The sequence below is a fragment of the Neoactinobaculum massilliense genome (assembly GCF_900604955.1).
Lineage (GTDB): Bacteria > Actinomycetota > Actinomycetes > Actinomycetales > Actinomycetaceae > Neoactinobaculum > Neoactinobaculum massilliense.
The window spans coordinates 446515-467459 of the sequence record NZ_UWPE01000001.1 but is presented as its reverse complement, the minus strand read 5'-3'; the positions used below and the strand labels follow the sequence as shown (position 1 = coordinate 467459).

Annotated in this window: 20 protein-coding genes; 7 read left to right on the top strand and 13 right to left on the bottom strand. The window is 63.9% G+C overall.

The window, feature by feature from the left end; all coding sequences use genetic code 11:
- Positions 1-59 precede the first annotated feature (59 nt).
- From cydD to EIH27_RS02070, 3 genes are read left to right on the top strand one after another with little or no spacing between them, the layout of a single operon-like run.
- Complete coding sequence (gene cydD / locus EIH27_RS02080) at positions 60-1730, top strand: thiol reductant ABC exporter subunit CydD (protein WP_124039328.1); 1671 nt, start codon at positions 60-62, stop codon at positions 1728-1730.
- Complete coding sequence (cydC, locus tag EIH27_RS02075; protein WP_124039327.1) at positions 1730-3589, top strand: thiol reductant ABC exporter subunit CydC; 1860 nt, start codon at positions 1730-1732, stop codon at positions 3587-3589. Before cydD ends, cydC begins: the two co-directional genes overlap by 1 nt.
- Positions 3586-5157 (top strand): GAF domain-containing sensor histidine kinase, encoded by a 1572-nt coding sequence (locus EIH27_RS02070; protein ID WP_124039326.1) that lies wholly within the window; start codon positions 3586-3588, stop codon positions 5155-5157. The genes cydC and EIH27_RS02070 overlap by 4 nt, the downstream gene beginning before the upstream one ends.
- A gap of 49 nt (positions 5158-5206) precedes the next feature.
- On the opposite strand, the gene EIH27_RS02065 is transcribed toward EIH27_RS02070, so the two are convergent.
- The 8 genes from EIH27_RS02065 to EIH27_RS02030 all read right to left on the bottom strand — a co-directional run bounded on the left by EIH27_RS02065 (position 5207) and on the right by EIH27_RS02030 (position 12062).
- Positions 5207-5827, bottom strand: coding sequence for a response regulator (locus EIH27_RS02065; RefSeq protein WP_124040100.1), 621 nt, complete (start codon positions 5825-5827; stop codon positions 5207-5209).
- 59 nt (positions 5828-5886) lie between these two features.
- Positions 5887-6759, bottom strand: coding sequence for a bifunctional DNA-formamidopyrimidine glycosylase/DNA-(apurinic or apyrimidinic site) lyase (gene mutM, locus EIH27_RS02060; RefSeq protein WP_124039325.1), 873 nt, complete (start codon positions 6757-6759; stop codon positions 5887-5889).
- Positions 6760-7509 (bottom strand): ribonuclease III, encoded by a 750-nt coding sequence (rnc, locus tag EIH27_RS02055; protein ID WP_124039324.1) that lies wholly within the window; start codon positions 7507-7509, stop codon positions 6760-6762. It lies immediately after the preceding gene.
- Positions 7502-8059 carry a YceD family protein gene (locus EIH27_RS02050; protein WP_124039323.1) on the bottom strand — a complete coding sequence of 186 codons (558 nt, stop codon included), beginning with the start codon at positions 8057-8059 and terminating at the stop codon, positions 7502-7504. The genes rnc and EIH27_RS02050 overlap by 8 nt, the downstream gene beginning before the upstream one ends.
- Before the next feature lie 175 nt (positions 8060-8234).
- The gene (locus EIH27_RS02045) at positions 8235-8819 is read right to left on the bottom strand and encodes an ATP synthase subunit B family protein (protein ID WP_124039322.1); all 585 of its coding nucleotides are present in this window, start codon (positions 8817-8819) and stop codon (positions 8235-8237) included.
- Entirely contained in the window at positions 8816-9289 is a 474-nt protein-coding gene (coaD, locus tag EIH27_RS02040; protein ID WP_124039321.1) for a pantetheine-phosphate adenylyltransferase, read from the bottom strand. The genes EIH27_RS02045 and coaD overlap by 4 nt, the downstream gene beginning before the upstream one ends.
- Entirely contained in the window at positions 9286-9843 is a 558-nt protein-coding gene (locus tag EIH27_RS02035; protein ID WP_124039320.1) for an RsmD family RNA methyltransferase, read from the bottom strand. The genes coaD and EIH27_RS02035 overlap by 4 nt, the downstream gene beginning before the upstream one ends.
- Positions 9843-12062, bottom strand: coding sequence for an ATP-dependent DNA helicase RecG (locus tag EIH27_RS02030; RefSeq protein WP_124039319.1), 2220 nt, complete (start codon positions 12060-12062; stop codon positions 9843-9845). The genes EIH27_RS02035 and EIH27_RS02030 overlap by 1 nt, the downstream gene beginning before the upstream one ends.
- A 232-nt stretch (positions 12063-12294) precedes the next feature.
- Between EIH27_RS02030 and rpmB the strand changes: the two genes are divergently transcribed.
- Positions 12295-12492, top strand: a complete 198-nt coding sequence (gene rpmB / locus EIH27_RS02025) for a 50S ribosomal protein L28 (protein ID WP_124039318.1) — start codon at positions 12295-12297, stop codon at positions 12490-12492.
- Positions 12493-12721: 229 nt separating this feature from the next.
- Here rpmB and thiL read toward each other — a convergent pair whose 3' ends face one another.
- From thiL to EIH27_RS02010, 3 genes are all read right to left on the bottom strand, one after another.
- Positions 12722-13846 carry a thiamine-phosphate kinase gene (gene thiL, locus EIH27_RS02020; protein WP_241152933.1) on the bottom strand — a complete coding sequence of 375 codons (1125 nt, stop codon included), beginning with the start codon at positions 13844-13846 and terminating at the stop codon, positions 12722-12724.
- Positions 13847-13973: 127 nt separating this feature from the next.
- Positions 13974-14546 carry an NADPH-dependent FMN reductase gene (locus tag EIH27_RS02015; protein WP_124039317.1) on the bottom strand — a complete coding sequence of 191 codons (573 nt, stop codon included), beginning with the start codon at positions 14544-14546 and terminating at the stop codon, positions 13974-13976.
- 155 nt (positions 14547-14701) lie between these two features.
- A complete protein-coding gene (locus EIH27_RS02010; protein ID WP_124039316.1) occupies positions 14702-15790 on the bottom strand; it encodes a D-alanine--D-alanine ligase family protein in 1089 nt (362 codons plus the stop codon).
- Positions 15791-15914: 124 nt separating this feature from the next.
- On the opposite strand from EIH27_RS02010, the gene EIH27_RS02005 reads away from it, so the two are divergent.
- The gene (locus EIH27_RS02005; RefSeq protein WP_124039315.1) at positions 15915-16559 is read left to right on the top strand and encodes an AMIN-like domain-containing (lipo)protein; all 645 of its coding nucleotides are present in this window, start codon (positions 15915-15917) and stop codon (positions 16557-16559) included.
- 160 nt (positions 16560-16719) lie between these two features.
- On the opposite strand, the gene murA is transcribed toward EIH27_RS02005, so the two are convergent.
- A complete protein-coding gene (murA, locus tag EIH27_RS02000) occupies positions 16720-18042 on the bottom strand; it encodes a UDP-N-acetylglucosamine 1-carboxyvinyltransferase (RefSeq protein ID WP_124039314.1) in 1323 nt (440 codons plus the stop codon).
- A 152-nt stretch (positions 18043-18194) separates the two neighbouring features.
- On the opposite strand from murA, the gene EIH27_RS01995 reads away from it, so the two are divergent.
- Positions 18195-18944 carry an IclR family transcriptional regulator gene (locus tag EIH27_RS01995; protein WP_124039313.1) on the top strand — a complete coding sequence of 250 codons (750 nt, stop codon included), beginning with the start codon at positions 18195-18197 and terminating at the stop codon, positions 18942-18944.
- Positions 18945-19006: 62 nt separating this feature from the next.
- Here the strand turns inward: EIH27_RS01995 and EIH27_RS01990 are convergent, their stop codons facing one another.
- Complete coding sequence (locus EIH27_RS01990; protein ID WP_124039312.1) at positions 19007-20209, bottom strand: glycosyltransferase family 4 protein; 1203 nt, start codon at positions 20207-20209, stop codon at positions 19007-19009.
- Positions 20210-20368: 159 nt separating this feature from the next.
- Here EIH27_RS01990 and def point away from each other — a divergent pair, with 159 nt between their 5' ends.
- Positions 20369-20923 (top strand): peptide deformylase, encoded by a 555-nt coding sequence (def, locus tag EIH27_RS01985; protein ID WP_124039311.1) that lies wholly within the window; start codon positions 20369-20371, stop codon positions 20921-20923.
- The last annotated feature ends 22 nt before the right edge of the window (positions 20924-20945 follow it).

Below are 20945 nucleotides of genomic sequence, written 5' to 3'. Positions count from 1 at the left end.
CTGGATGTCACGTCGTCGTCGGAGCGGCCCAGTAGGATAGCGAGAGCGAAAGGAGAACGGTGAAACCTCTGGATCCCCGCCTGTTAAAATTCGGGGCGGATACCCGCCGCTATGTGCGCATTCTTGCCGGCAGCGGCATGCTGGAGACGGCGCTGATTATCGCCCAGTGCATCCTCATTGCATGGGCCATCAGCCCGGTTATTGACGGCGATCAGCCCTGGCAGCACGGCGCATTATTTGGCATCCTCACCCTGACCGTTTTCCTCGTGCGCTCACTCCTTATCTATTGCCGTGAGTCGCTCGGACACCGCGCTGCCTTGCGTACTATTGCCAGGCTGCGCGCCGCCGTCGTGAAACGCGCGGGTGATCTTGGCGAACGGTGGCTAGGAGGCGGAAACACCACGTCCACCGTGTCACTGGTGACCTCAGGCCTGGATGATCTCGAAACGTATTTCGTTAAATTCCTCCCCCAGTTAATCCTCTCCGTCACGGCTACCCCGCTGTGTCTCATCGTCATTCTCTGCATGGACTGGGTGTCCGCCGTCGCGATTATCGTGTGTATTCCGCTCGTTCCACTGTTCATGGTGCTCATCGGCCGGCTCACCGAATCTTTCTCCGCGGAACGCCTGGCCTCCATGCAGCGGCTCGGCCAGCAGCTCCTCGACCTGCTCGGCGGGCTCGCCACACTCAAGGCGCTCGGCCGTGAGAAGGGGCCCGCGCGGCGCGTGCGCCAACTCGGTGATGACTACGCCAGCAAAACCATGCAGACGCTCTATGTAGCCTTCCTCTCCGGCGGCGTACTCGAATTCCTTACCACGCTGTCAACAGCCATCGTGGCGGTGGAGGTGGGACTGCGCATGGTGAGCGGACATATGGGCCTGTTCGTGGGGCTCGCCATCATCATGCTCACCCCGGAAGTGTTTAACCCTATCCGAGAGGTTGGGACGCAGTTCCATGCCTCGGCCAACGGTGTGGCCGCATCCAATGCGGCCTTTGCTGTGCTGGAGCAGGATGACCTGGTGGCGGATGGCACCATGGATGCGCCGGATCTCGCCTCGGCCACTATCCGCATCGAGGACCTCACCGTGCGCGCGCCCGGCCGCGACACCATTGCCCCCGCTCACCTCACCGTCACTATCACTCCCGGCCAAATCACCGCACTGCGCGGTCCCTCGGGCGCCGGTAAATCCACCACCGCCGCCGTTCTCGAGCGTTTTGTGGATCCCACCGGTGGCGCGGTAATCGTGGGAGGATTACCCCTCGGATCCATTGCCCGTTCCTCCCTCTGGGCGCAAATGGCCTGGATCCCGCAACGCCCGGCAATCGTTCCTGGTACCGTGGCGGACAACGTGGTAGAGGGCGGCATCGTTACCGAGGCTGCCGAGGATGCCGCCTCACTGACCGGATTCACCGAGGTCCTCGATGCCCTGCCCGAACGCTGGAATGCGCGCGTGGGGCAGGGCGGCGTCGGACTCTCTGTAGGTCAGCGGCAACGCCTCGCGCTCACGCGCGCTCTTCTTTCTGACAGGCGGTTCGTCATCCTCGACGAACCGTCCGCGCATTTGGATGCTGCGTCCGAAGCACACGTGGTGCGTGCCGTTGAACAGCTCCGGGCCCAGGGCAGAACGGTGCTGGTCATCGCGCACCGTGCCGCGCTCATCGCCATCGCGGACAACGTGGTGGACGTGACGGCCGCTCCCGTTGCCCAGCCCGCTGAAACGGAGGTCTAATGATTCTTCCACGCTCCGAGCGCACCGCACTCAAGCGCTCCATTGACGCACTCGATGTGGATAAGGCCGGATTCGCCTGGTCCGTGGCGGCTGGATCAGCTGGACTCTCGTCCGCCGTCGGACTCTCCGCCGTATCCGCTTGGCTCATTACACGCGCCTCCCAGATGCCACCCGTGCTGCAACTATCCGTGGCCACCACCGCTGTGCGCGCCCTCGGCGTATCAAAAGCCGTCCTCCGGTACATCAATCGGCTCTCCTCGCACCGCGTTGCACTTTACGGCATGTCCCACCTGCGCACGCATGTGTATGAAACACTGGCAAATTCCTCCACGGATAGCGTGTCCGCACTGTCCCGCGGCGACCTCCTAGACCGCACGGGACGCGACGTGGACGCCGTTGGTGACGTGGTGGTCAAAGCGATTCAGCCAGCGTTCGTGGCCATCGTTGTATCCCTGGTTTCCTGCGTTATCGTGGGCGCGCTCTCTCCACTCATCGGGCTGATCCTGGCCGCCTGCCTGATTTGCTCCGGCGTGGTTGGCCCCATGCTGGCGGCCAAGGGCGCACGGATTGCTGAAGAGGCACAGGTGGAGGATCTAGCGGAGGTATCCGCCCACGCCCTCACCATGCTGGATTCGCCCTCGGAACTGCGTGTTTCCGGGTATCTCGGCCGGATGGAAGATGCGCTTGCCGCGACCGAGTCACGTATTTTCAGGCACCGTGACGCGGCCGCCCGCCCGCAGGCCGCCGCCAAGGCCCTGCAGACGATATGCATGGGTATTTCAGTAGCGGCTGCCATTCTTATTGGCGTACTTCAGTTCGCCGGCGGTACCCTGGCCGCCACCGAACTGGCCGTCTGCGTGCTCACCCCACTAGCCGCCTATGAGGCCATTGAGCAGCTCCCCGAGGGCGCCATCCAGTTGGTGCACAGCGCCAAGGCGGCATCCCGCATTATGGAACTGCTCGATTCGGCCACCCCGGAGGGGGCCGACCCCGTCACGCCGTCCGCACTCACCGAGTCGTTCGTGCTCACCGAGCCCGCCACGCCTGCCCGGCCGGCGACTCCTTCAGCCCCGGCCGCCGCCACGCCCACCACGGCGGCACCAGCCACCCGCGCCGGCCTGCTTGCACGGGACGCCAGGATCGGCTGGCCGGGCTACCCACCGGTGGGCGGCCCCTTCGATTTCACGTTTGAACGCGGGAAAACGGTGGCCATCGTTGGCCGCTCCGGCGTGGGTAAATCCACTCTCCTCTATACGCTCGCCGGCATGCTGCACCCGGTCAGCGGTAGTGTGACACTCGATGGCCGCACAATTGCCGCACTGTCCCGCGCCGACGTATCGCGTACGCTCTCGCTCACGGCCGAGGACGCACATATTTTCCAAACTACCGTGTTGGAAAACCTGCGCGCCGCGCGGCCGGATGTCACTGAACGCGAGGCCGTCACCTACCTAGTACAGGTAGGTCTGGGCACCTGGCTATCTGAGCTTCCCGATGGCGTCCATACAATGCTTGGAGAGGAAGGCGCCACGATCTCCGGTGGCGAGCGGCGCCGTCTGCTGTTGGCGCGCGCCCTTGCCTCCCCCGCCGAATTCCTTCTCCTCGATGAGCCCGGTGAGCATCTCGATGGTGAAACCGCGGATCGTCTCATTCGGGACCTGCTGCTAGCTGGCAAACGTGAAGGTCGCGGACGCACGGTTATACTCGCCACTCACCGCCTCTCCTCATTGGATGTGGCAGACGAGGTGATTCTGCTGGAACGCACCGATACGGGCACGCGGATCCGGGATCATGGCACACACGCCGAACTACTCGCACGCGACGAGGCCTACGCCTGGTCCGCGGGACAAGAGTTGCTATGAAGGAAAATGCTGAACGTCTCACCACCGTCCTGTCCCGTGTCCTTGACCTCACATCTCGTCTCGACACGCAGGCCGTCTATCAGGCGCTACTGGATGCTGCCCTGACGCTGACAGACGCGGATACAGCCGGTATCGCCCTGCTTGATTCCCGAGGCAGACCAGCTCAATTCATGTACGCGGGTGGCGGCGCGCTCCACACCACTCAGGGCCGGCTGAAGGACCATTTCGTTCCGCCCCTGGAGGGCGCTGCACTGGCGGATGAGTACCGAGTGGTGTCAATTGCGCTCACCTATCACGGACCATCCTTCGCCACCCTAGCTCTAACGCGCACGCAGCCCTTCACGGACGACGACGTCGCCGCGCTCACCGTGGTAGGAAAAGCTGCGGCCATCGCGATGGAAAATGCCCGGCTCTATGCCGAATCTAATTCTCGCGCCCAATGGATCGCCGCTAGTCGCGCCATCACAACGGCCCTGCTGGAAGGCTCGGAAGAGGAGGATGCCTTCCAGCTCATTGCCAAGGAGATGCGCCGTGTCTCCCAATCCGAGGTAGCGATTATTGTGCTTCCCTCCCTTGGAGAGATGTGGTTGAGCGAATTTGCCGATGGCGCGGATACCGCGTCGCTACTGGGGCTTCCATTCCCGCCGGACACCTCTTTGCGCACCATGGCACGGGACGGCACCGGCTCCATTGAGGCTTCCCTCAAGAACAACGAGGACGTACCCGAGCCCCTGCGCCACTTTGGCCCCGCCATGGCCGTGCCTCTCGCGGCGCGCGGAGAATCACGCGGCATGATCCTCCTGGTACGGGCTCAGGGCCGGCCTGAATATGATTTGGCCAATCTCGCGATGGCCGAAAGTGTGGCGAAGCAGGCCACACTCGCATTGGCGCTGGCGGGCGCCCGCCAAACGGAGGCGACGGCCGCGCAGATTGAGGATCGTGCTAAGATTTCGCGCGATCTCCATGATTTTGCCATCCAGCAGCTATTCGCCTCGGGCATGCAGTTGGCAGCTACCCGCGAGGATCTGGCAGCGCAACGGGCAGTGCCCGGATCTGTGGTGGCCGGGCTAGATAGCGCCATTAGTTCTATCAATGAGTCGGTTACGCAGATCCGCCAGATTATCTACTCGCTTCGTGATCCCAGCGCCACCGTGCCGCTGATGCGGCGTCTCAGCCACGAGTACACCACGGCCACCATGTCCATGGGCTTCGAACCGTCGGTCACCATGACCCTGCAGGGTGAACCCGTGGGACCGGATACCGGAACACACCTGGATGACACGGTGGGCAGTGATCTCGCTGATGACATCGTAGCGGTGGTGCGGGAAGGCCTCTCGAATGTGGCCCGGCATGCACATGCCACCGCCGTCTCCGTCACCATCACCATTGAGGACTCGCACGCGGAAATCATTATCACGGATAACGGAAAAGGCATCACCGAGGTGGGCCGCCGCTCCGGGCTGTCTAATCTAGCCGCTCGCGCACGGCGTCATCGTGGTTCCTTCTCGATTTCGCCCGGTGAACACGGGCATGGCACATCGATCCGCTGGACCGCGGGTATCGCGTAGGTTACCGGGGCCGGTCAAACCATTCACAGAGCGGCCGGCCCCAGCACCACTACTGAACCGATCGCCACCCGGAAGCACGCTGAGCAGCCACCCACGCGGCCACCTGTGTACGCCGCTGGAAGCCCATCTTGGCCAGCAGGGATGTGATGTGATTCTTGACGGTTTTCTCCGCCACGCCCAGCCTCTCCCCGATCTCCCGGTTCGATAGGCCATCCCCGATGAGATCCAGAACCTTCCGCTCCGCGGGGGTGAGATCCGCGGTCGGGTCATTGGACTCGGCGCGCCGCCGGGCCACCATCTTCTCATCAAGGAGTACGCGTCCCTCGGCAACGGCCCGGATGTTGTCCACAATGTCCGCGCCGCGCACCGACTTCAGCATGTATGCCCGAGCCCCGGCTTCAAGGGACTCCGCGAGCGCATCGTCGTCGTTAAAGGACGTCAACACAATTGCCTTGGTGTCCGGCGACAGTGCCTTGAAGCGCTCGATCACGTCCAGGCCCGTTCCGTCCGGTAGGCGCAGGTCCACCAGCGCCACATCCGGCTTCATTAACTGTCCGCGCGCCACGGCCTCCTTCACCGTGCCGGCTTCCGCCACCACTTCAAGATCATCGGCGCGATCGATAACCTCCGCGATCCCACGCCGGACTACTTCATGATCATCAATGATCATCACACGAATGCTCAAAATCGCCCCTCCCAAACGCGCTTCATAGTACCAGGAGAGCCCCGCTACTGGCCCACCCGACGTCGTAATGGTTGACACGCCCTACAGTACGTGGCTGAGCGTCCACCTATCACGTCCCGCCGCATTAAGTTTCCGCAGCGCTGGCACGGCAGGCCCGCACGCCCGTAGGCCCGTAAGCTTCGGGCGAAATAGCCGGATTCACCGTTCACATTGACGTAGAGCTCGTCGAAGGAGGTGCCTCCGGCCTTGAGCGCCGCACCGAGCACATCCCGCAGCGCCTCCACCAGCCGATACGCCTCTGCCTCTTGAAGGGTCCGCCCGCGCTGGTGCGGGTTGAGCTGGGCGTGCCACAGTGCCTCATCCGCATAGATGTTCCCCACGCCGCTTACCCGCTTCTGATCCAGCAGGAGCTGCTTAATCGTGGACCGCGAGGCCCGGATACTCACCGCAAACGGGACGACGTCGAAGGCGGGATCCAGTGGATCTCGGGCAATATGCGCCACGCGCGCAGGCACCGCGGCCAGGTGTGTCCCGGCGCCTCCCGGTGCTCCATCCGGGGTGGGTATCAGGGTGTCGGCCGCGAGATATCCGAACGTGCGCTGATCCACGAAGAAAAGGCGGACGTGATCATCGAGCGTGAATTCGGCGCGAGTGTGACGAAAATCGCCACCATCCAGGCGGAACTGCCCGGACATGCCGAGATGCGCCACCAGTGTCCGCGCGCCACCGAAGGTAACCCAGAGGAACTTGCCGCGGCGTACCACGTCGGTTACCCGTTGCCCGATAAACTCCCCCAGCCCGGCCGGCGAATGCCGAATCACGCGAGAGCCCATGGTGCGTACATCCGTGATGCGGCGGCCGGCCAGGTGATGCGCCAATCCGCGACGCACCGACTCGACCTCGGGTAGTTCAGGCACCTAGTCGCCTCCGTGCTGACCGTCCGTAGCCGGTGCATCCTTCCCCGCGGCGGCATCCTCGACTGCGGCGGCGTCCTCGGCCGCAATGAGCCGGAACGAAGCTTCCGCCGCCTTGTGACGCGCATGCTTCTGCGAGGTGCCCTCACCGCTACCCCACGTGCGGCCACCCATGTGCGCCACGGCGGTGAACACGCGGGCATGATCCGGTCCCCGGGAGGTGATGTCGAATTCGAGCGTGCCCTCCATGCCCCTGGCGTGAGCCCGCTCTTCAAAGGATGTCTGCCAATCGAGGTTCGGCCCCAGCACGGAGGCGTCCTGGATCTTCTGGTTGAGGAGCCGATCCACAACGCGGCGCGCCACCTCCATGCCGTTCTCCAGGTAGGTGGCCGCTATGAGCGATTCGACGGTGTCGGAGAGGATTGAATCTTTCCTGTCCCCGCCGCTCTGCTTTTCCCCTTTACCCAGCCGGATAAACGGCCCCAGGTCAAGCGCTCGCGCCACATCCGCGAGTGCCTTCTCCGACACCGCGTAGGTTTTCATCCGGGACATATCACCCTCGGTGGCGTGCGGGAATTCCCGGAATACTTTCTCCGCAATGATGAGTCCTAGCACGGAATCTCCAAGAAATTCCAAGCGCTCGTTATGCGGCTCATCGTGTTCATAGGCGAAAGACCGGTGCGTCAGGGCGCGCCGCAGTAGCGGGTGGGAAATCTCCGCGCCCCAGCGTTCCAGTAGTTCGCGATCACTCATCTGTATCCTCCCGAAGCTGGGCCTCCAGCTGGTCCAGAATGTCTGATTGTAGTGGCGTCACATCATGGTGGTGGTCCGCCGGAAGATCATCAAGGCGCTCCCCACACACGGGGCACAGTCCCGCGCAATCGGGGCGGCACAGCGGCCGGAACGGGAGGCCGAGCACCACGGCATCGCGAATAATGGGCTCCAAATCCAGTTCCTCGCCCGAGATGACCGCGTGATCCTCGGCGTCGTCATCGCCCTGAGCAATGAGCTTTTCCCGGTGCGCGGGATAGTACGCGAGATCCGAAATCTCCCGCACCACGTCCTCGCGAATCTCACGCAGACAGCGCGAGCACTGCCCCTCTACGGTGGCTTCCACGGTGCCGGTCACATATACGCCGCCCTCCACGGCAACCAGATCGGCTACCACGTGCATGGACGTGCCCTCCGGAACGCCGATAAGCTCGGCCCCCAGGTTCGCGGGCGCCGGCGCATCAATATCCACGTGCTTCCTGCTACCGTCTGCGCGTGGCAGATCCACAAGTGTCACGGTGAGCTGTTCCATGTGCTCCCCTTTCCGGCCGAGGCCGCGCCCCGCCGTAAGTTTTTGCTCCGGCACTACTACGCCGCCGGATTAGCGTCCTGTTCGGGTTCAACCGATCGGCCACCGCAATACAGCCGGCCCATCATAATGCCTGCCGGCCGGTCCACCGATAGTGACCCGCGGGTGACGGTGCACGCTACTGTGCCGGCTCCTCGTCGGGCTCCTCCTGTCCACGCCCGGCCAACACGTCGCGGCCCGACGTGATCTGGTGAAGGGCGGCATCCACATGGGTCCATACCTTCCGATCAAGGTCCGTGATGTCCCGGCCCAGCGCGCTTACTCGCACCTCAAGATCCGCCAGCGTATCATCCGCATACTTGTCCGCTCCGGCACGCAGCGCCTCCGCCTGTCCCTTCGCTTCATCGGTGATGCGCTGTGCTTCGGAGCGAGCGGCCACCGTAATGGCGTCCGCCGAGGTCAGCCGCCCCGCACGCGCACGCGCCTCGGCCACAATTCGTTCGGCCTCCGCCTGCGCATTACTCCGAATCTCAGCGGCGTTCGCCTCCGCCTCACCCCGCACCTTGTCAAGGGAGGCAAGCACGCCGTCAGCCCGCACCACCTGCGCGGGTACCTGGTCCCGGGCCGCCTGCGCCAGGTCCAATAACTCCGACTTATTGACAATCACGGAGGCGGACATGGGTACGCCGCGCGCGTTACTCACCAGATCAATGATCTGGTCCAGAATGTCCACCACGGAATCAATGTTGGCGTTCTCACTCACTGGAACTCCTTCTTTAGCGCCCGCGCCACGGCGGGAGGAACGAATGAATCAATATTGCCACCGTGACGGGCCACATCCTTGACCAGGGAGGAGGCCACGTGTTCCAGCCTCGCATCCCCCAGCACAAAGACGGTGTCAATGCCCGTGAGTTCCCGGTTGAGGAGGGCCATGGAGCGCTCATCGGCCAGGTCCGCGCCGCCGCGCAGCCCCTTAACGATGGCGGTGGCACCCACATTCACGCAGTAGTCCACTACCAGGCCGTCCGTGGCGTCCGCCCGCACGTTACTGCCTTCGGGTAAACATTCGGTGATGAGCCGCACCCGTTCCTCAGCACTAAACAGAGCCTGCTTGGATGCGTTAACACCCACCAGCGCGATCACCTGGTCAAACATTTTGGCCGCGCGCGCAAATACGTCGAGGTGGCCATAGGTTACCGGGTCAAACGAGCCCGGGCACACGGCAATTGTCATGCCTCCACCCTATCCGGTCGCGCCGTCCACACGCGTGTATCCCCGAAACTGCGGGCGTCCAGTAGCTCCCATCCAGTGGGCCAGGTGGGTTCGGGGGAATGCGAATCCCGTTCGACGACGACGGCGCCATCGGCCTCGAGGTGCTCGCCCAGAGCGGCGAGTAGGGCGGCGAGCTTAGCCTCGGGATAGGCGTAGGGCGGGTCGAGGAAGATGAGATCGAAGGCCGCCCCGCTGTATCCGGCCGCCCAGGTCTCTGCCTTTTCGCGCCTAATGGCAATATCCAGGCCCGTTGCGCGAGCGTTGGCATGAATCACATCCGCGGCTTGGCGCGCGGCCTCCACGGCCACCACGGCGGCAGCGCCCCGACTTTTGGCCTCGAGTGCCACCGCTCCCGAGCCGGCAAATAGGTCAGCCACCCGGCATCCTGAGATATAGCCCCGGTGCTCGAGGGAACCCACCAGCGCTTCGCGCACTTTCTCCGAGGTGGGCCGAGTTCCGGACCTGGGTACCCGCAGGGTGACACCCTTGGCGCTACCGGCCACAATTCTGGTCATTAGTCCTTCTCCATATACTCAGCGCGTTCAGTATCCAGGCGCGCCACGGCCTCCGCCAGCGCGGGCTGGGAGACGAGGGCAGGATCTTCCCCAACCAGCGTCCGGGCGGCTTCCCGCGCCGTTGCAATGATTTCTTCGTCTTTTCGGACGGAGAGAAAATGCAGGTGGGAGCCGGTGCCGGATTGACTGCTACCCAGCACGTCTCCCTCACTGCGCAACTCCAGGTCCTTCTCCGCCAGCTTGAATCCGTCCGCCGTGGCCGCGAAGGCCGCGAGACGCTGACCGGCCAGGGTGGAGGCGGCCGAACGAGTCACCGCCAGGCAGAGCCCCGGTTTCACCCCGCGTCCAATCCGACCGCGCAGCTGGTGGAGCTGGGAGAGGCCGAAGAAATCTGCATCCATAATCACCATGAGCGTGGCATCCGGCACGTCCACTCCCACTTCAATCACCGTGGTGGAGACGAGCACGGGTTCAACGCCGCTCACAAATCGCTCCATCTGCGCGGTCTTCTCCTCGGCAGACATGCGGCCGTGCAGCACACCAACACCGATCCCAGCCAATGCGGGGAGCGTGCGCAGGAAGCCTGACACCCCCTCAACGGACGCAAGAGACGCGGCATCGGCGTCGTCGAACAACACGCCGCTAGCGGAATCAGACGCGGCGTCACCCACCAGAGTACTGCTCCCCTGTTCCGAGCCCCGGTCATCGCTAATCCGCGGGCACACGACGAACACGCGGCTACCTCCGCGCACCTCCTCCGCCGCGCGCTCCCATACCCGGTCCATCCAGGCACGCTTGAAGGCGGGCACGATCGTGGTGGTGACCCCGGTGCGGCCGGCCGGCAGTTCCGTGAGCGTGGACACGTCGAGATCACCAAATGCGCTCATGGCGATGGTGCGCGGGATGGGCGTGGCCGTCATGACAAGCGTGTGGGCGCCGCGGGAAAATTGGGCGCGTTGATCCACGCCGAAGCGATGTTGCTCATCAATAACGGCGAGCCCAAGGTAGGGGAGTTGAACGGCGTCGGAGAGAAGTGCGTGTGTGCCGACGACGATCGCGGGCGTCCCGCCGGCCAAGTGCGCGAGCGTGGTGCGACGCTGGGAAGCGGCGAGTGATCCCGTCAGGATTTCTACCCGCACCCCATCCGGACCTGCGCCCCATTCGAGCGGGCCGAGCAGCTTGCGAATCGTGTCCAGATGCTGGTAAGCCAGCACCTCCGTGGGCGCCAGCAGGGCAGCCTGGCCCCCACCGTCCAGCACCTGAAGCATGGCGCGCAGGGCCACCACCGTTTTACCGGAACCCACATCCCCCTGCAGGAGCCGCTGCATAGGACGGGTCGAGGCGAGGTCATCACTGATCTCTGCACCCACCCTGCGCTGACCGGCCGTGAGGGTGAACGGAAGGGCGGCATCGAACCGATCAACCAATCCGCCCGGGTGAACCGGGAACGCGGTGGCGGCCCTCGCTTTCACCTGTTCCGCTCGGGTGGCCAGGGCGGCCTGCAGTACGAAGGCTTCTTCATGCTTGAATCGGCGCTGTGCCCGCTGCCAGGCCTCATCTGACTCCGGCCGGTGAAGTGTACAGATCGCCTCAAATAGCTCGGGAAGTTCGTGATCCGCCCGATACGTGGCAGGGAGCGGATCCGGGAAATCCTGCGCTGAGAGCGTAGGCAGCACGGTGGCCACCGCCTTCGCGACTTTCCAGGAAGGCAGCTTTTCCGTGCCGTGGTAGATACCTATCGGCTGGGCCAGACGCTCCGCATCCACAGCGCCGGGCTCCTCCACCAGCTCGTAATCGGGGTGGGTAAGCTGAAGTTCACCGCGATAGGAGCCCACGGTGCCAGAAAACGTGGCTATGACGCCCGGCTGAAGGCGTGATTCGTGGAATTTGAGAGGCCGCGGATTTCTACCGAAAAATGTCAGTTCAAGCGCTTGGGTTCCGTCCGTGACGGACACATTCAGGATGAAGCCACGGCGCTGATGCATGGGGCGCATACTGGCATCCAGCACGCGCGCCACCACTGTTACCGCTTCGCCTTCGCGCACACCGGCGATGGGCATAAGCTCACCGCGACGCGTGTAGCGGAATGGGAAATCAAGCGCCAGATCCTCCGCCGTATGGAGGCCCAGGCGTTCCAGCTGCGCCGCTGTCCGTTTACCCAAGAGGTGCGCAAGTGGGGTGGTTCGCGCCGTCCACGCATCACTCGCAACGGCATCCATATGCGCCTCCTTCCGGCCCAACAGCGGCGCACCAAGCGCAGTTGTCCCTAACCTCCTCTGCACGGATCCTAGCCGCCCGCTCCGACACGTGGCGGGCGCACGGGCCGGGCCGGTTATGCCAGCGTGCCGAACACCACCCGCCATGGGTGGCGCATCTTCACTTGACCGCGCTAGAATCGCAGGGTTGCTCGCCGGGAAGTCCGGGCGAGGGAAAGCTTAGAAGGAGTAAACCGTGGCCTCTGTGTGTGACATCTGCGGCAAGCGTCCGAGCTTCGGGAAGAGCGTCTCTCACTCCCACCGCCGCACGAACCGCCGCTGGAATCCGAATATCCAGCATGTGCGTACCACCGTGAATGGTGCGCCCAAGCGTCTCAACGTTTGCACGTCCTGCCTCAAGGCTGGCAAGGTGCAGCGTCGCGCTGTTGCGTAACTTTTAATATGAAAAGGGCGCGCCTTCGGGCGCGCCCTTTTTGTGCGCCAAACCCGGGCTGCCCTCTCTCCCGTTCATTCGCTCGTCCACGCTTTAAAGGCCTTTAATGCACTTTGAAGGTGTATTAGCACCCCGACAACAACACTAAAGGCCTTCAAACCAGAAAAGGGCGGAAACTCTAGCGCGACATGCACGGAAGCGGGCCCGCTATTACCGCACGAACCCAGCACTACCGCGCGAAGTGATCCCAGCCACCCAAGCCCACGGCGTCGTGCCCATCGAGCGTGACTCTCCCACCCGCCACGCGATCCCGCACAATGCCAATGCGGCGGAATCCGTCCGGAAGCTGGCCGCGTCCAGGCCCCCAGGCGCGTTCGGCCGGCACGTCGAGCGTACCGAGGAACCCATGATCCTCTCCCCCGCTCAGCACGGTTCGGTACGCCCAACCCCAAGGATCACTCATGCCGAGGTGACGTGCGGGTTCAATGAGCGCCTGGGCGTCGTCGTGAAGTAGATCCGTATCAATATCGATCCATACACCGCTGGCTTTGGCCAGCCGCGTGCAATCCCGCACTAGCCCGTCGGACACGTCCATGAATGAGGCGATACGCCCTTCGGCGGCCGCACGCAGCGCCGCGGCAACCGGGGGCTTAGGCCGGCGAAAATCATCGATGAACACGGTCTCGGCATCCGGGAAGCCGGCTGCGGGCGCAAAGCCCCGCTGCAGCAGCTCGAGGCCGGCCATGGAGTGACCGAGCACACCGGCGTGAATGAGAGGCTGCCCGGGTTGAGCGCCAGAGCGCTGCAGCGGCACCCGCCCCTCAAGGTCCCCGAGGATCGTGACGCCAATGGCCACCGCACGCCCGGCCACCAGATCGCCGCCGTCTACCCCGCAACCGCAGGATCTGCACGCCGCCGCAATGCCCCGCGCCAACCCCTCCACCCATTCGACGGGGAGGTCGCCCGGCAGCTCAAAGGAAACCACCAGGCTGACGGGCGCGGCACCCATTGCCACGGCGTCGGCGATATTCTGCATCGCTGCACGCCAGCCCACATCCTCGCCGCTGGACCAGTCCCGCCGGAAGTGAATACCTTCCACCAGCATGTCCGTGGACACGGTGACGCGCCCGTCCGGGGTGTCCAGCACCGCCGAATCATCACCATTCGGCACCGTTGTATGCCGCCCGCACGGCAGCAATGGCACCACACAGGAAAGAATTTCATCCTCGGACATTTCACGCACAAGCACGCCCTCCATCATCTCACGCCGTACCCGCGCGAGCGAGAGCACACAAAAGTGGACAAGGTAGTGGTGTACGCGCAGGATGCCGGACCCGCGCGAGCGAGAGCACACGTTACAGCCGTCCTCGAAGAATCCGATTGCGCCTCGCCCCGCCCCAATGCACCACCGTATCCCTCTACGAGGCATAAAAAACCGCAGCCCGAAGGCTGCGGTCAAAGATTCGGCGGATGCGCGCGAACTACATCTCCGAGCGGGTCTGCTGGTCCTTGTTGCCGTGCTCAGTGATGAACGCGGCGAACGTGGCCATGGCGCCCTTGATGAACTCCTGCGTGGACTCATTGTCCACGGTGCCGTCAGCGTTGATACCGAACTTCGTGTAGTCCAGGTACAGCTCCGGCTGGTTCATGACAAGCGCGTCCTGGAAGCCAACGGTGGCGCGAAGGTGCGCCTGAGCAACGGCGGTGCCGATCGGGCCCATGGCCGTACCGGCGATGTAGACGGGCTTACGCTTGAGGGAGGCCTTGCCCCACGGACGCGAAAGCCACTCGAGGGCGTTTGCGATCGCGGCGGAGTACATGCGATTGTGCTCCGGGGTGATAATGAGCAGCCCGTCGGCATCCTCCACGGCGTTCTTGAGGTCGCGCGCTACCTGCGGGTAGTCCGCATCAAAGTCACGGTTGTAAAGCGGCAGATCACGGATGTTCAGCTCCACGAACTCCACGCCTTCCGGCGGATTCGCGGCGATGAACTTGCCGAGACCCTGATTGTGCGATTCCTTGGACAGCCCGCCCACCATGTATGCAATCTTCATGAATTCTTCTCTCGTCTAATCCGCGTCGCGCTGTAGTTGAATGCGCAACCACCCATAGAGCGCACGGGGGAGGCAAAACATTCCCAGCGTGTGCGTCTTCACATGTACGACGCCGCCGCTCCCCGCCGGCATCCGCCTACGGTTTGCGCCCGCCCCTAGTGGACCCCCGCCGGCTTAGCCAGGGCAAGTTCAATCAGTTCATCGATAAGCGCTGAATAGGGCAGCCCGGTATGCTCCCAGAGCACCGGATACATGGACACCGCCGTAAATCCGGGCACCGTATTGTGCTCATTGACAAAAATGCGTCCGTCGTCGGCGAGAAAGAAATCAACCCGGGTCATGCCCTCGCAACCGAACGCCTCGAATACACGCACCGCCATGTCTCGCATGTCGGCGGCCGTTTCCGCTGGAACGTCCGCCGGTACAGCCATGCGGAAGCCCTCGGTGGCCAGATACTTCGTGGAGAAGTCATACCACTGCACGCCCAGCACAATCTCCCCCAGCACGGATGCACGAGCAGAGGCGTCTCCCCGCCCCTGCAGCACCGCACATTCAATCTCGCGTCCCTTAATGCCTTCTTCAATGAGCACCTTCGGGTCAACCTTTCGGGCTTCCTCGACCGCGCGGCGCAAATCCGCAAAGTCAGCCACACGCGAAATGCCGATGGAAGAACCGGCGCGAGCCGGCTTGACATAGAGCGGCAGCTGGAGCTTCGTCGCCTCCTGGAGTACACCCTCACTGTCGCGGTTCCACCGGTGCGGCTCCGCCACCACGTAGGGCGCCACGGGAATGCCGGCACCCTCCAGTACCACCTTCATGTAGGCCTTATCCATCCCGGCTGCGGAAGCAAATACGCCATCCCCCACATAGGGAATTCCGGCCATCTCCAGCAGTCCCTGCATGGTGCCGTCCTCGCCGAACGGACCATGAACCAGCGGGAAGGCCACGTCCACATTGAGGTTTGTCACCTCGCCGTCGGAGATAAGAAATAGACCGCGATCCCGACCAAATCCCACCCGCACGGTGGTGGCACCGGGCTCGATCTCTCGCTCCACCCCACCGGCCTCTAGCGCCTCCGGGGTGGTTTCACCGGGCACCCAGGTGCCGTCCGGCGCAATCGCCACCGGCACCGCCTCGTACTTCTCCGCGTCCATCGCACGCATGACGGACGCAGCCGTGAGCCGAGAAACCCCGCGCTCCCCCGACACTCCACCGTAGATGAGTGCCACCCGAGTCTTTGCCACCGTTTCTCCTTCCAGGGGTAACCCTGTATATACCGGGCGGGTGCATGCCCGCCACGCAGCGCACTGACCCGCTCATCCTAGCCGCGGCGAAGAATCCCACCCCTCAGGCCGGTAGGCTGGAGCTATGAAGCACAACACAGGCGCGGTGGCGCTTCTCATCGGCATGCTGTCGTTGACCGCTTGCAGCGGTACAGCAGCGAATTCGGCGAGCGAGACAGCGAGTACCGCCATCTCGGTTGATACTCCAGCACCGTCAACGAATTCCGTCAGCCCAGCGACCGTCACCACGGTGCCGGCCAGCCCGGCCTCGACGAGTTCCACAAGCTCCGGGCAGGCATTTTCTCTCCAGGATCAGCAGTCCGCGAATCATCAGGCCTATGGATCAAACCTGGTGGAGTCCTCCCGCATCGCCCGCCATAGCGGCTTTGATCGCCTGGTGGTGCAGTACAGGGGTACGGACGCCCTCAGCTATGCGGCCGCATATATCTCGGACCCGGTGGAGGAAGGGTCAGGTAAGCCACTCAAAGTGAGCGGGCAATCGTTCCTCCAATTGAACATCGGTGGTGTCACCTACCCGACGGACGCCACCACCGAGGCGCAGGTAGCCCCCGCCGGGCTCGGGGGCGCCACCGTAATCCAGGGTGCCCACGTGTCCCTCCCCTTTGAGGGCATGCACCAGGTGGTGATCGGCGTCGATAAGCAGCGGCCCTACCGCGTGTTCACGCTTACCTCGCCCACCCGGCTTGTGGTGGATATCGCCACGGATTAGGTAAGCGGTACATGGCGTCCGGTTGAGGGGACCGATCTCCCCCGCAGCCGCGGCGCCGTGTAAAAAGGCAAGTCACGGCGTCGCTGCGCGGCTACGAACCTACGTACGACGCCGTGTGCGCACCTACTAGCCCGGTACGGCGTCGGACTATTAGTTCCGCTTAGTCCAGGGCCTCCACGTCCGCATTGAGGGCGCGCAACTTCCCCACGAAGTTCTCATAGCCGCGATCAATGATGGACACGCCGGATACCACCGAGGTGCCCTCAGCTGCGAGCGCCGCAATGAGGTGCGAGAAACCGCCGCGCAGGTCTGGGACGAACACATCCGCCGCATGGAGCTTGGTGGGGCCCTGAATGACGGCCGAGTGGTAGAAGTTACGCTGGCCGAAGCGGCACTCGTGGCCGCCAAGGCATTCCTTGTAGATCTGGATGTGCGCGCCCATGTCACGGAGAGCCTCGGTGAAACCGAAACGGTCCTCGTAGACGGTCTCATGGACGATGCTCATACCCGTTGCCTGCGTGAGGGCTACCACCAGTGGCTGCTGCCAATCGGTCATGAAGCCCGGATGCACATCAGTTTCAAGCGCGAGCGAGCGCAGCTGCCCGCCCGGATGCCAGAAGCGAATACCCTCATCCGTGACATCGAACTGGCCGCCCACCTTCCGGTAAATGTTCAGGTAGCTCATCATGGGTTCCTGCTGGGCGCCGCGTACGAAGATGTCTCCGTGCGTGGCCAGCGCGGCCGAGGCCCAGCTACCCGCTTCAATACGGTCCGGCAGGGCCGTGTGAGCGTATCCGTGAAGTTCATCCACGCCCTCAATACGGATGGTGCGATCCGTGTCCACGGAGATCATCGCACCCATCTTTTGGAGCACGGCTATGAGATCCATGATCTCGGGCTCCACGGCGGCGTTTTCAAGCACCGTGATGCCGTTCGCCATGACGGCGGTGAAAAGAGTCTGTTCCGTTGCACCCACGGACGGGTAGGGCAGACGCACGGGCTTGGCCGTGAGACCCTGCGGCGCCACCAAATGCATCCCCGACGGCTCCTGAATTCGCTTGGCGCCGAAAGATTCAAGCACCTGCATGTGGAAGTCCACCGGCCGGTTGCCGATGTGGCAGCCACCTAGATCCGGAATGAATGCCTCCCCCAAGGTATGCAGGAGCGGGCCCGCAAAGAGAATGGGAATGCGCGAGGAACCCGCCACCGCGTCCATATCCGCCGGATCGTCCGGAAGATGAATATCACCCGGGGTGATTTCTAGGGTGCCGGAGGGTACGTCATAGTCAACGTCCGCCCCATGCAGGCGAAGCAGTTCGGTGACCACCGCCACGTCGCGAATATCTGGCACATTGCGAAGCACGGATTTCTCCTGGCTGAGCAGGGCGGCCACCATGGCCTTCGACACGAAGTTCTTAGCACCGCGCACGGTGATTTCTCCGTTGAGTGGCGTGCCACCGGTAACTCTGAGCTGTGAAACCATGTTGTCCTTCCCGCACGGGCGCCTGGACGGCGCACTGCAACTCCTTAGAAAACCCACGGTACCCGCCCAGTATTCCCCGTGTGAGGCACACCGCCTCGGCGCGCCGTATTATGGCATTGCCGGACCACGCTTTGGAATGGGAGTATCAGAATATGGACCAGTCACATCAGTCGAAAAGCGGAAGCGGTGTGGGAGTACTGGACAAGGCCGCCGCGGTACTCAACGCACTAGAAGCCGGACCACAGTCACTCGCACAGCTGGTCACCACCACGGGCCTGGCTCGCCCCACCGCCCACCGGCTTGCGATGGCCCTTGTTTACCACCGGTTCGTGGCACGCGATGTACAGGGGCAGTTTGTTTTAGGACCTCGCTTCGCCGAACTTTCCGCCGCTGCCGGTGAGGACCGCCTCCTGGTTGCTGCCAAGCCGATTCTTACGGCGCTGCGCGATCACACGGGTGAATCGGCACAGCTGTTCCGGCTCCAGGGCGAGGATCGCGTGTGCGTGGCCGTTGCCGAGCGCTCCATGGGGCTACGCGATTCCATTCCCGTGGGCGCCATTCTCTCCATGCGTACCGGCTCCTCCGCCCAGGTGCTGCTCGCATGGGAGGAGCCCGAGCGTCTGCACCGCGGCCTACAGGGTGCCACCTTCACGGCCACAAATCTCTCGGCGGTACGACGCCGCGGGTGGGCGCAGTCCATCGGCGAACGGGAAGCCGGGGTGGCCAGCGTCTCAGCGCCCGTACGCGGCCCGAACGGGCGCGTGATCGCCGCCGTATCCATTTCCGGCCCGGTGGAGCGAATGAGCCGGCAGCCGGGACGCCAGTATGCGCCGCCCGTTGTGGCTGCCGGTAAGCGCCTCACCGAGATCATGCAGGGCACGGACCGGTACGAGGAGCGGTAGAGGCTCGCAATCTAGCCTTGCTATGCGCCACCGGTAACGCCCGCCGCCGGTAGCGTCCTCATTTACCTATGCTGCGCCGCGATTGCCCGCGCATACTCGGCTTCCGTTTGCGCGGCGATCACCGGCCAACCCTCCTTGGGTGCCACGGCCGCATTATGAGCGGCGATTCGCTCCCGTAGCGCATCATCCTCCAGCAGTTGCGCCAGCCGGTGCGTCACATCGTCATCGCTCCCACCCAGTAGGCCATCCACGCCGTCGGCAATGAAATCATCGGAACCTGTGCCCGCCGGGCTCACCACCGGGAGTCCCGTGGCTCGCGCCTCAAGCGTGGCAATGCCGAAGGCCTCTTTACGGGACACGGACAGGTAGATATCCGCGGTGCGGTAGGCCGTGCGCAACTGCGCGGGCGTGCGCCTGCCGGGAAGATCCAGCCATCCCCACCCGCATCGCTCGGCTAGGCGGAGCAACGATGATCGCAGCGGCCCGTCGCCAAAGATGGTGAGGTGCGCGTCAACCCCGGATAGCGCCCGCGCCCGCGCCACGGTTTCAATGAGCGCACGGTTGCGTTTCCGCGGCGCCAGACGCCGGGCCGAAACCACCTGAATTGGCCGTGCCACACGGGACCGGCTATTCCTTCCATCCCCTGGTTGATTCTCGCTCTCCTGTTTCCCTCCACCGGGCTTGGTACGCATTTCCGGGCCGCCGTTCAGGCGCACCTCCGCCACCGCGCGCCAGGCACTGAGATCCACCCCGTTGTGTACCACCCGTACCTCGCCCGCCTCACCGACGGCCCGCTGCACCAGCCGCGCAGCCATGGCGGAGACCGCATTATGCTGCACGCCGTGACGCGCCAGCCACGCCGGGAAACCACTCGCCCGGAGTATCCTCGCGCCCGGATCCAAGACGCAGTGCCATGTCATCACCGCCGGAATGCCTCGGCGCGCGGCAATCATCCCCGCGTGCCAGGCAAACGGCGAGACCACCCCGGTGTGAATGTGCACCACGTCCGCCCCGCGCATCGCGTCCTCCAGCGCGGGACCGGAGAGCGGATTAATGGGTACGTTGCCGAGGAATGGTGATGCCAGGCGCCATGTTCGTACACCGCCGACGACGCCGCGGGAGCGTCCCAGACTGCCCTCCGGCGTTTCCGTCACCACCAGTACCTCGTGACCGCGTTCCGCTAAGACGGTAGCCAGGCCCTGCACCTGCGTTTCGATCCCGCCCAGTCGGGGCGCAAAACAGTCTGAGATGAGGGCAATTCGCATGTCCCAATTCCATCACACCCAGAAGCCTCCCACCACGGCGGTCACCCCGGCGTCGTACCACGGACTACTCTCCGCCCATGGCGCGCCGTCGCCCCGCTGGCTCGCCAGGCTGCAGACACCCGCGGCTCACCCGCGCACCCGGCGGCTAAACTGGGCGCCATGGCAATTCTTCCTATCTACATCACGGGTGATCCGGTACTGGCAACACCCACCCAACCTGTTACAACGTTTGACAAGGAATTGGAGAAACTTGTCAACGACATGTATGACACGACGGTCGCGGCCCCCGGCGTCGGGCTAGCCGGCCCGCAGGTGGGCGTGAATAAATCACTCTTCGTGTGGATATACGCGGACCAGGACGAGGCCCCCGAGCGCGGCGCGGCAATCAATCCGGAGCTGTGGATTGAGCCCGTGGACCCCACTCGTGATGAGCCGCAGGATGAGGGTTGCCTCTCCTTCCCCGGCGTCTACTACCCGCTAGCTCGCTCCCCTCACGCCATCCTGCGCGCCCAGGATGTGACCGGTAAGCACTACGAGATTAACGCCACCGGCTGGTTCGCGCGCATTCTTCAGCACGAGTACGACCACCTCACCGGCCACCTCTATATTGACCGGCTCGCCCCGCGGGAACTGGCCGCCGCCAAGGCCTATCGCCGCGAGCATAAGTGGGGCAAGAAGCACAACACCTGGCTGCCCGGCCGCGACGAAGCGTAGAAGTAGCCGGCGAACCCCACCC

Coding starts and splice junctions, on each gene's coding strand:
- cydC (WP_124039327.1), top strand. CDS start 1,730: ATGATTCTTCCACGCTCCGAGCGCACCGCACTCAAGCGCTCCATTGAC.
- EIH27_RS02070 (WP_124039326.1), top strand. CDS start 3,586: ATGAAGGAAAATGCTGAACGTCTCACCACCGTCCTGTCCCGTGTCCTT.
- EIH27_RS02065 (WP_124040100.1), bottom strand. CDS start 5,827: ATGATCATTGATGATCATGAAGTAGTCCGGCGTGGGATCGCGGAGGTT.
- rnc (WP_124039324.1), bottom strand. CDS start 7,509: ATGAGTGATCGCGAACTACTGGAACGCTGGGGCGCGGAGATTTCCCAC.
- EIH27_RS02050 (WP_124039323.1), bottom strand. CDS start 8,059: ATGGAACAGCTCACCGTGACACTTGTGGATCTGCCACGCGCAGACGGT.
- coaD (WP_124039321.1), bottom strand. CDS start 9,289: ATGACAATTGCCGTGTGCCCGGGCTCGTTTGACCCGGTAACCTATGGC.
- EIH27_RS02035 (WP_124039320.1), bottom strand. CDS start 9,843: ATGACCAGAATTGTGGCCGGTAGCGCCAAGGGTGTCACCCTGCGGGTA.
- EIH27_RS02030 (WP_124039319.1), bottom strand. CDS start 12,062: ATGGATGCCGTTGCGAGTGATGCGTGGACGGCGCGAACCACCCCACTT.
- EIH27_RS02015 (WP_124039317.1), bottom strand. CDS start 14,546: ATGAAGATTGCATACATGGTGGGCGGGCTGTCCAAGGAATCGCACAAT.
- EIH27_RS02005 (WP_124039315.1), top strand. CDS start 15,915: ATGAAGCACAACACAGGCGCGGTGGCGCTTCTCATCGGCATGCTGTCG.
- murA (WP_124039314.1), bottom strand. CDS start 18,042: ATGGTTTCACAGCTCAGAGTTACCGGTGGCACGCCACTCAACGGAGAA.
- EIH27_RS01995 (WP_124039313.1), top strand. CDS start 18,195: ATGGACCAGTCACATCAGTCGAAAAGCGGAAGCGGTGTGGGAGTACTG.
- EIH27_RS01990 (WP_124039312.1), bottom strand. CDS start 20,209: ATGCGAATTGCCCTCATCTCAGACTGTTTTGCGCCCCGACTGGGCGGG.
- def (WP_124039311.1), top strand. CDS start 20,369: ATGGCAATTCTTCCTATCTACATCACGGGTGATCCGGTACTGGCAACA.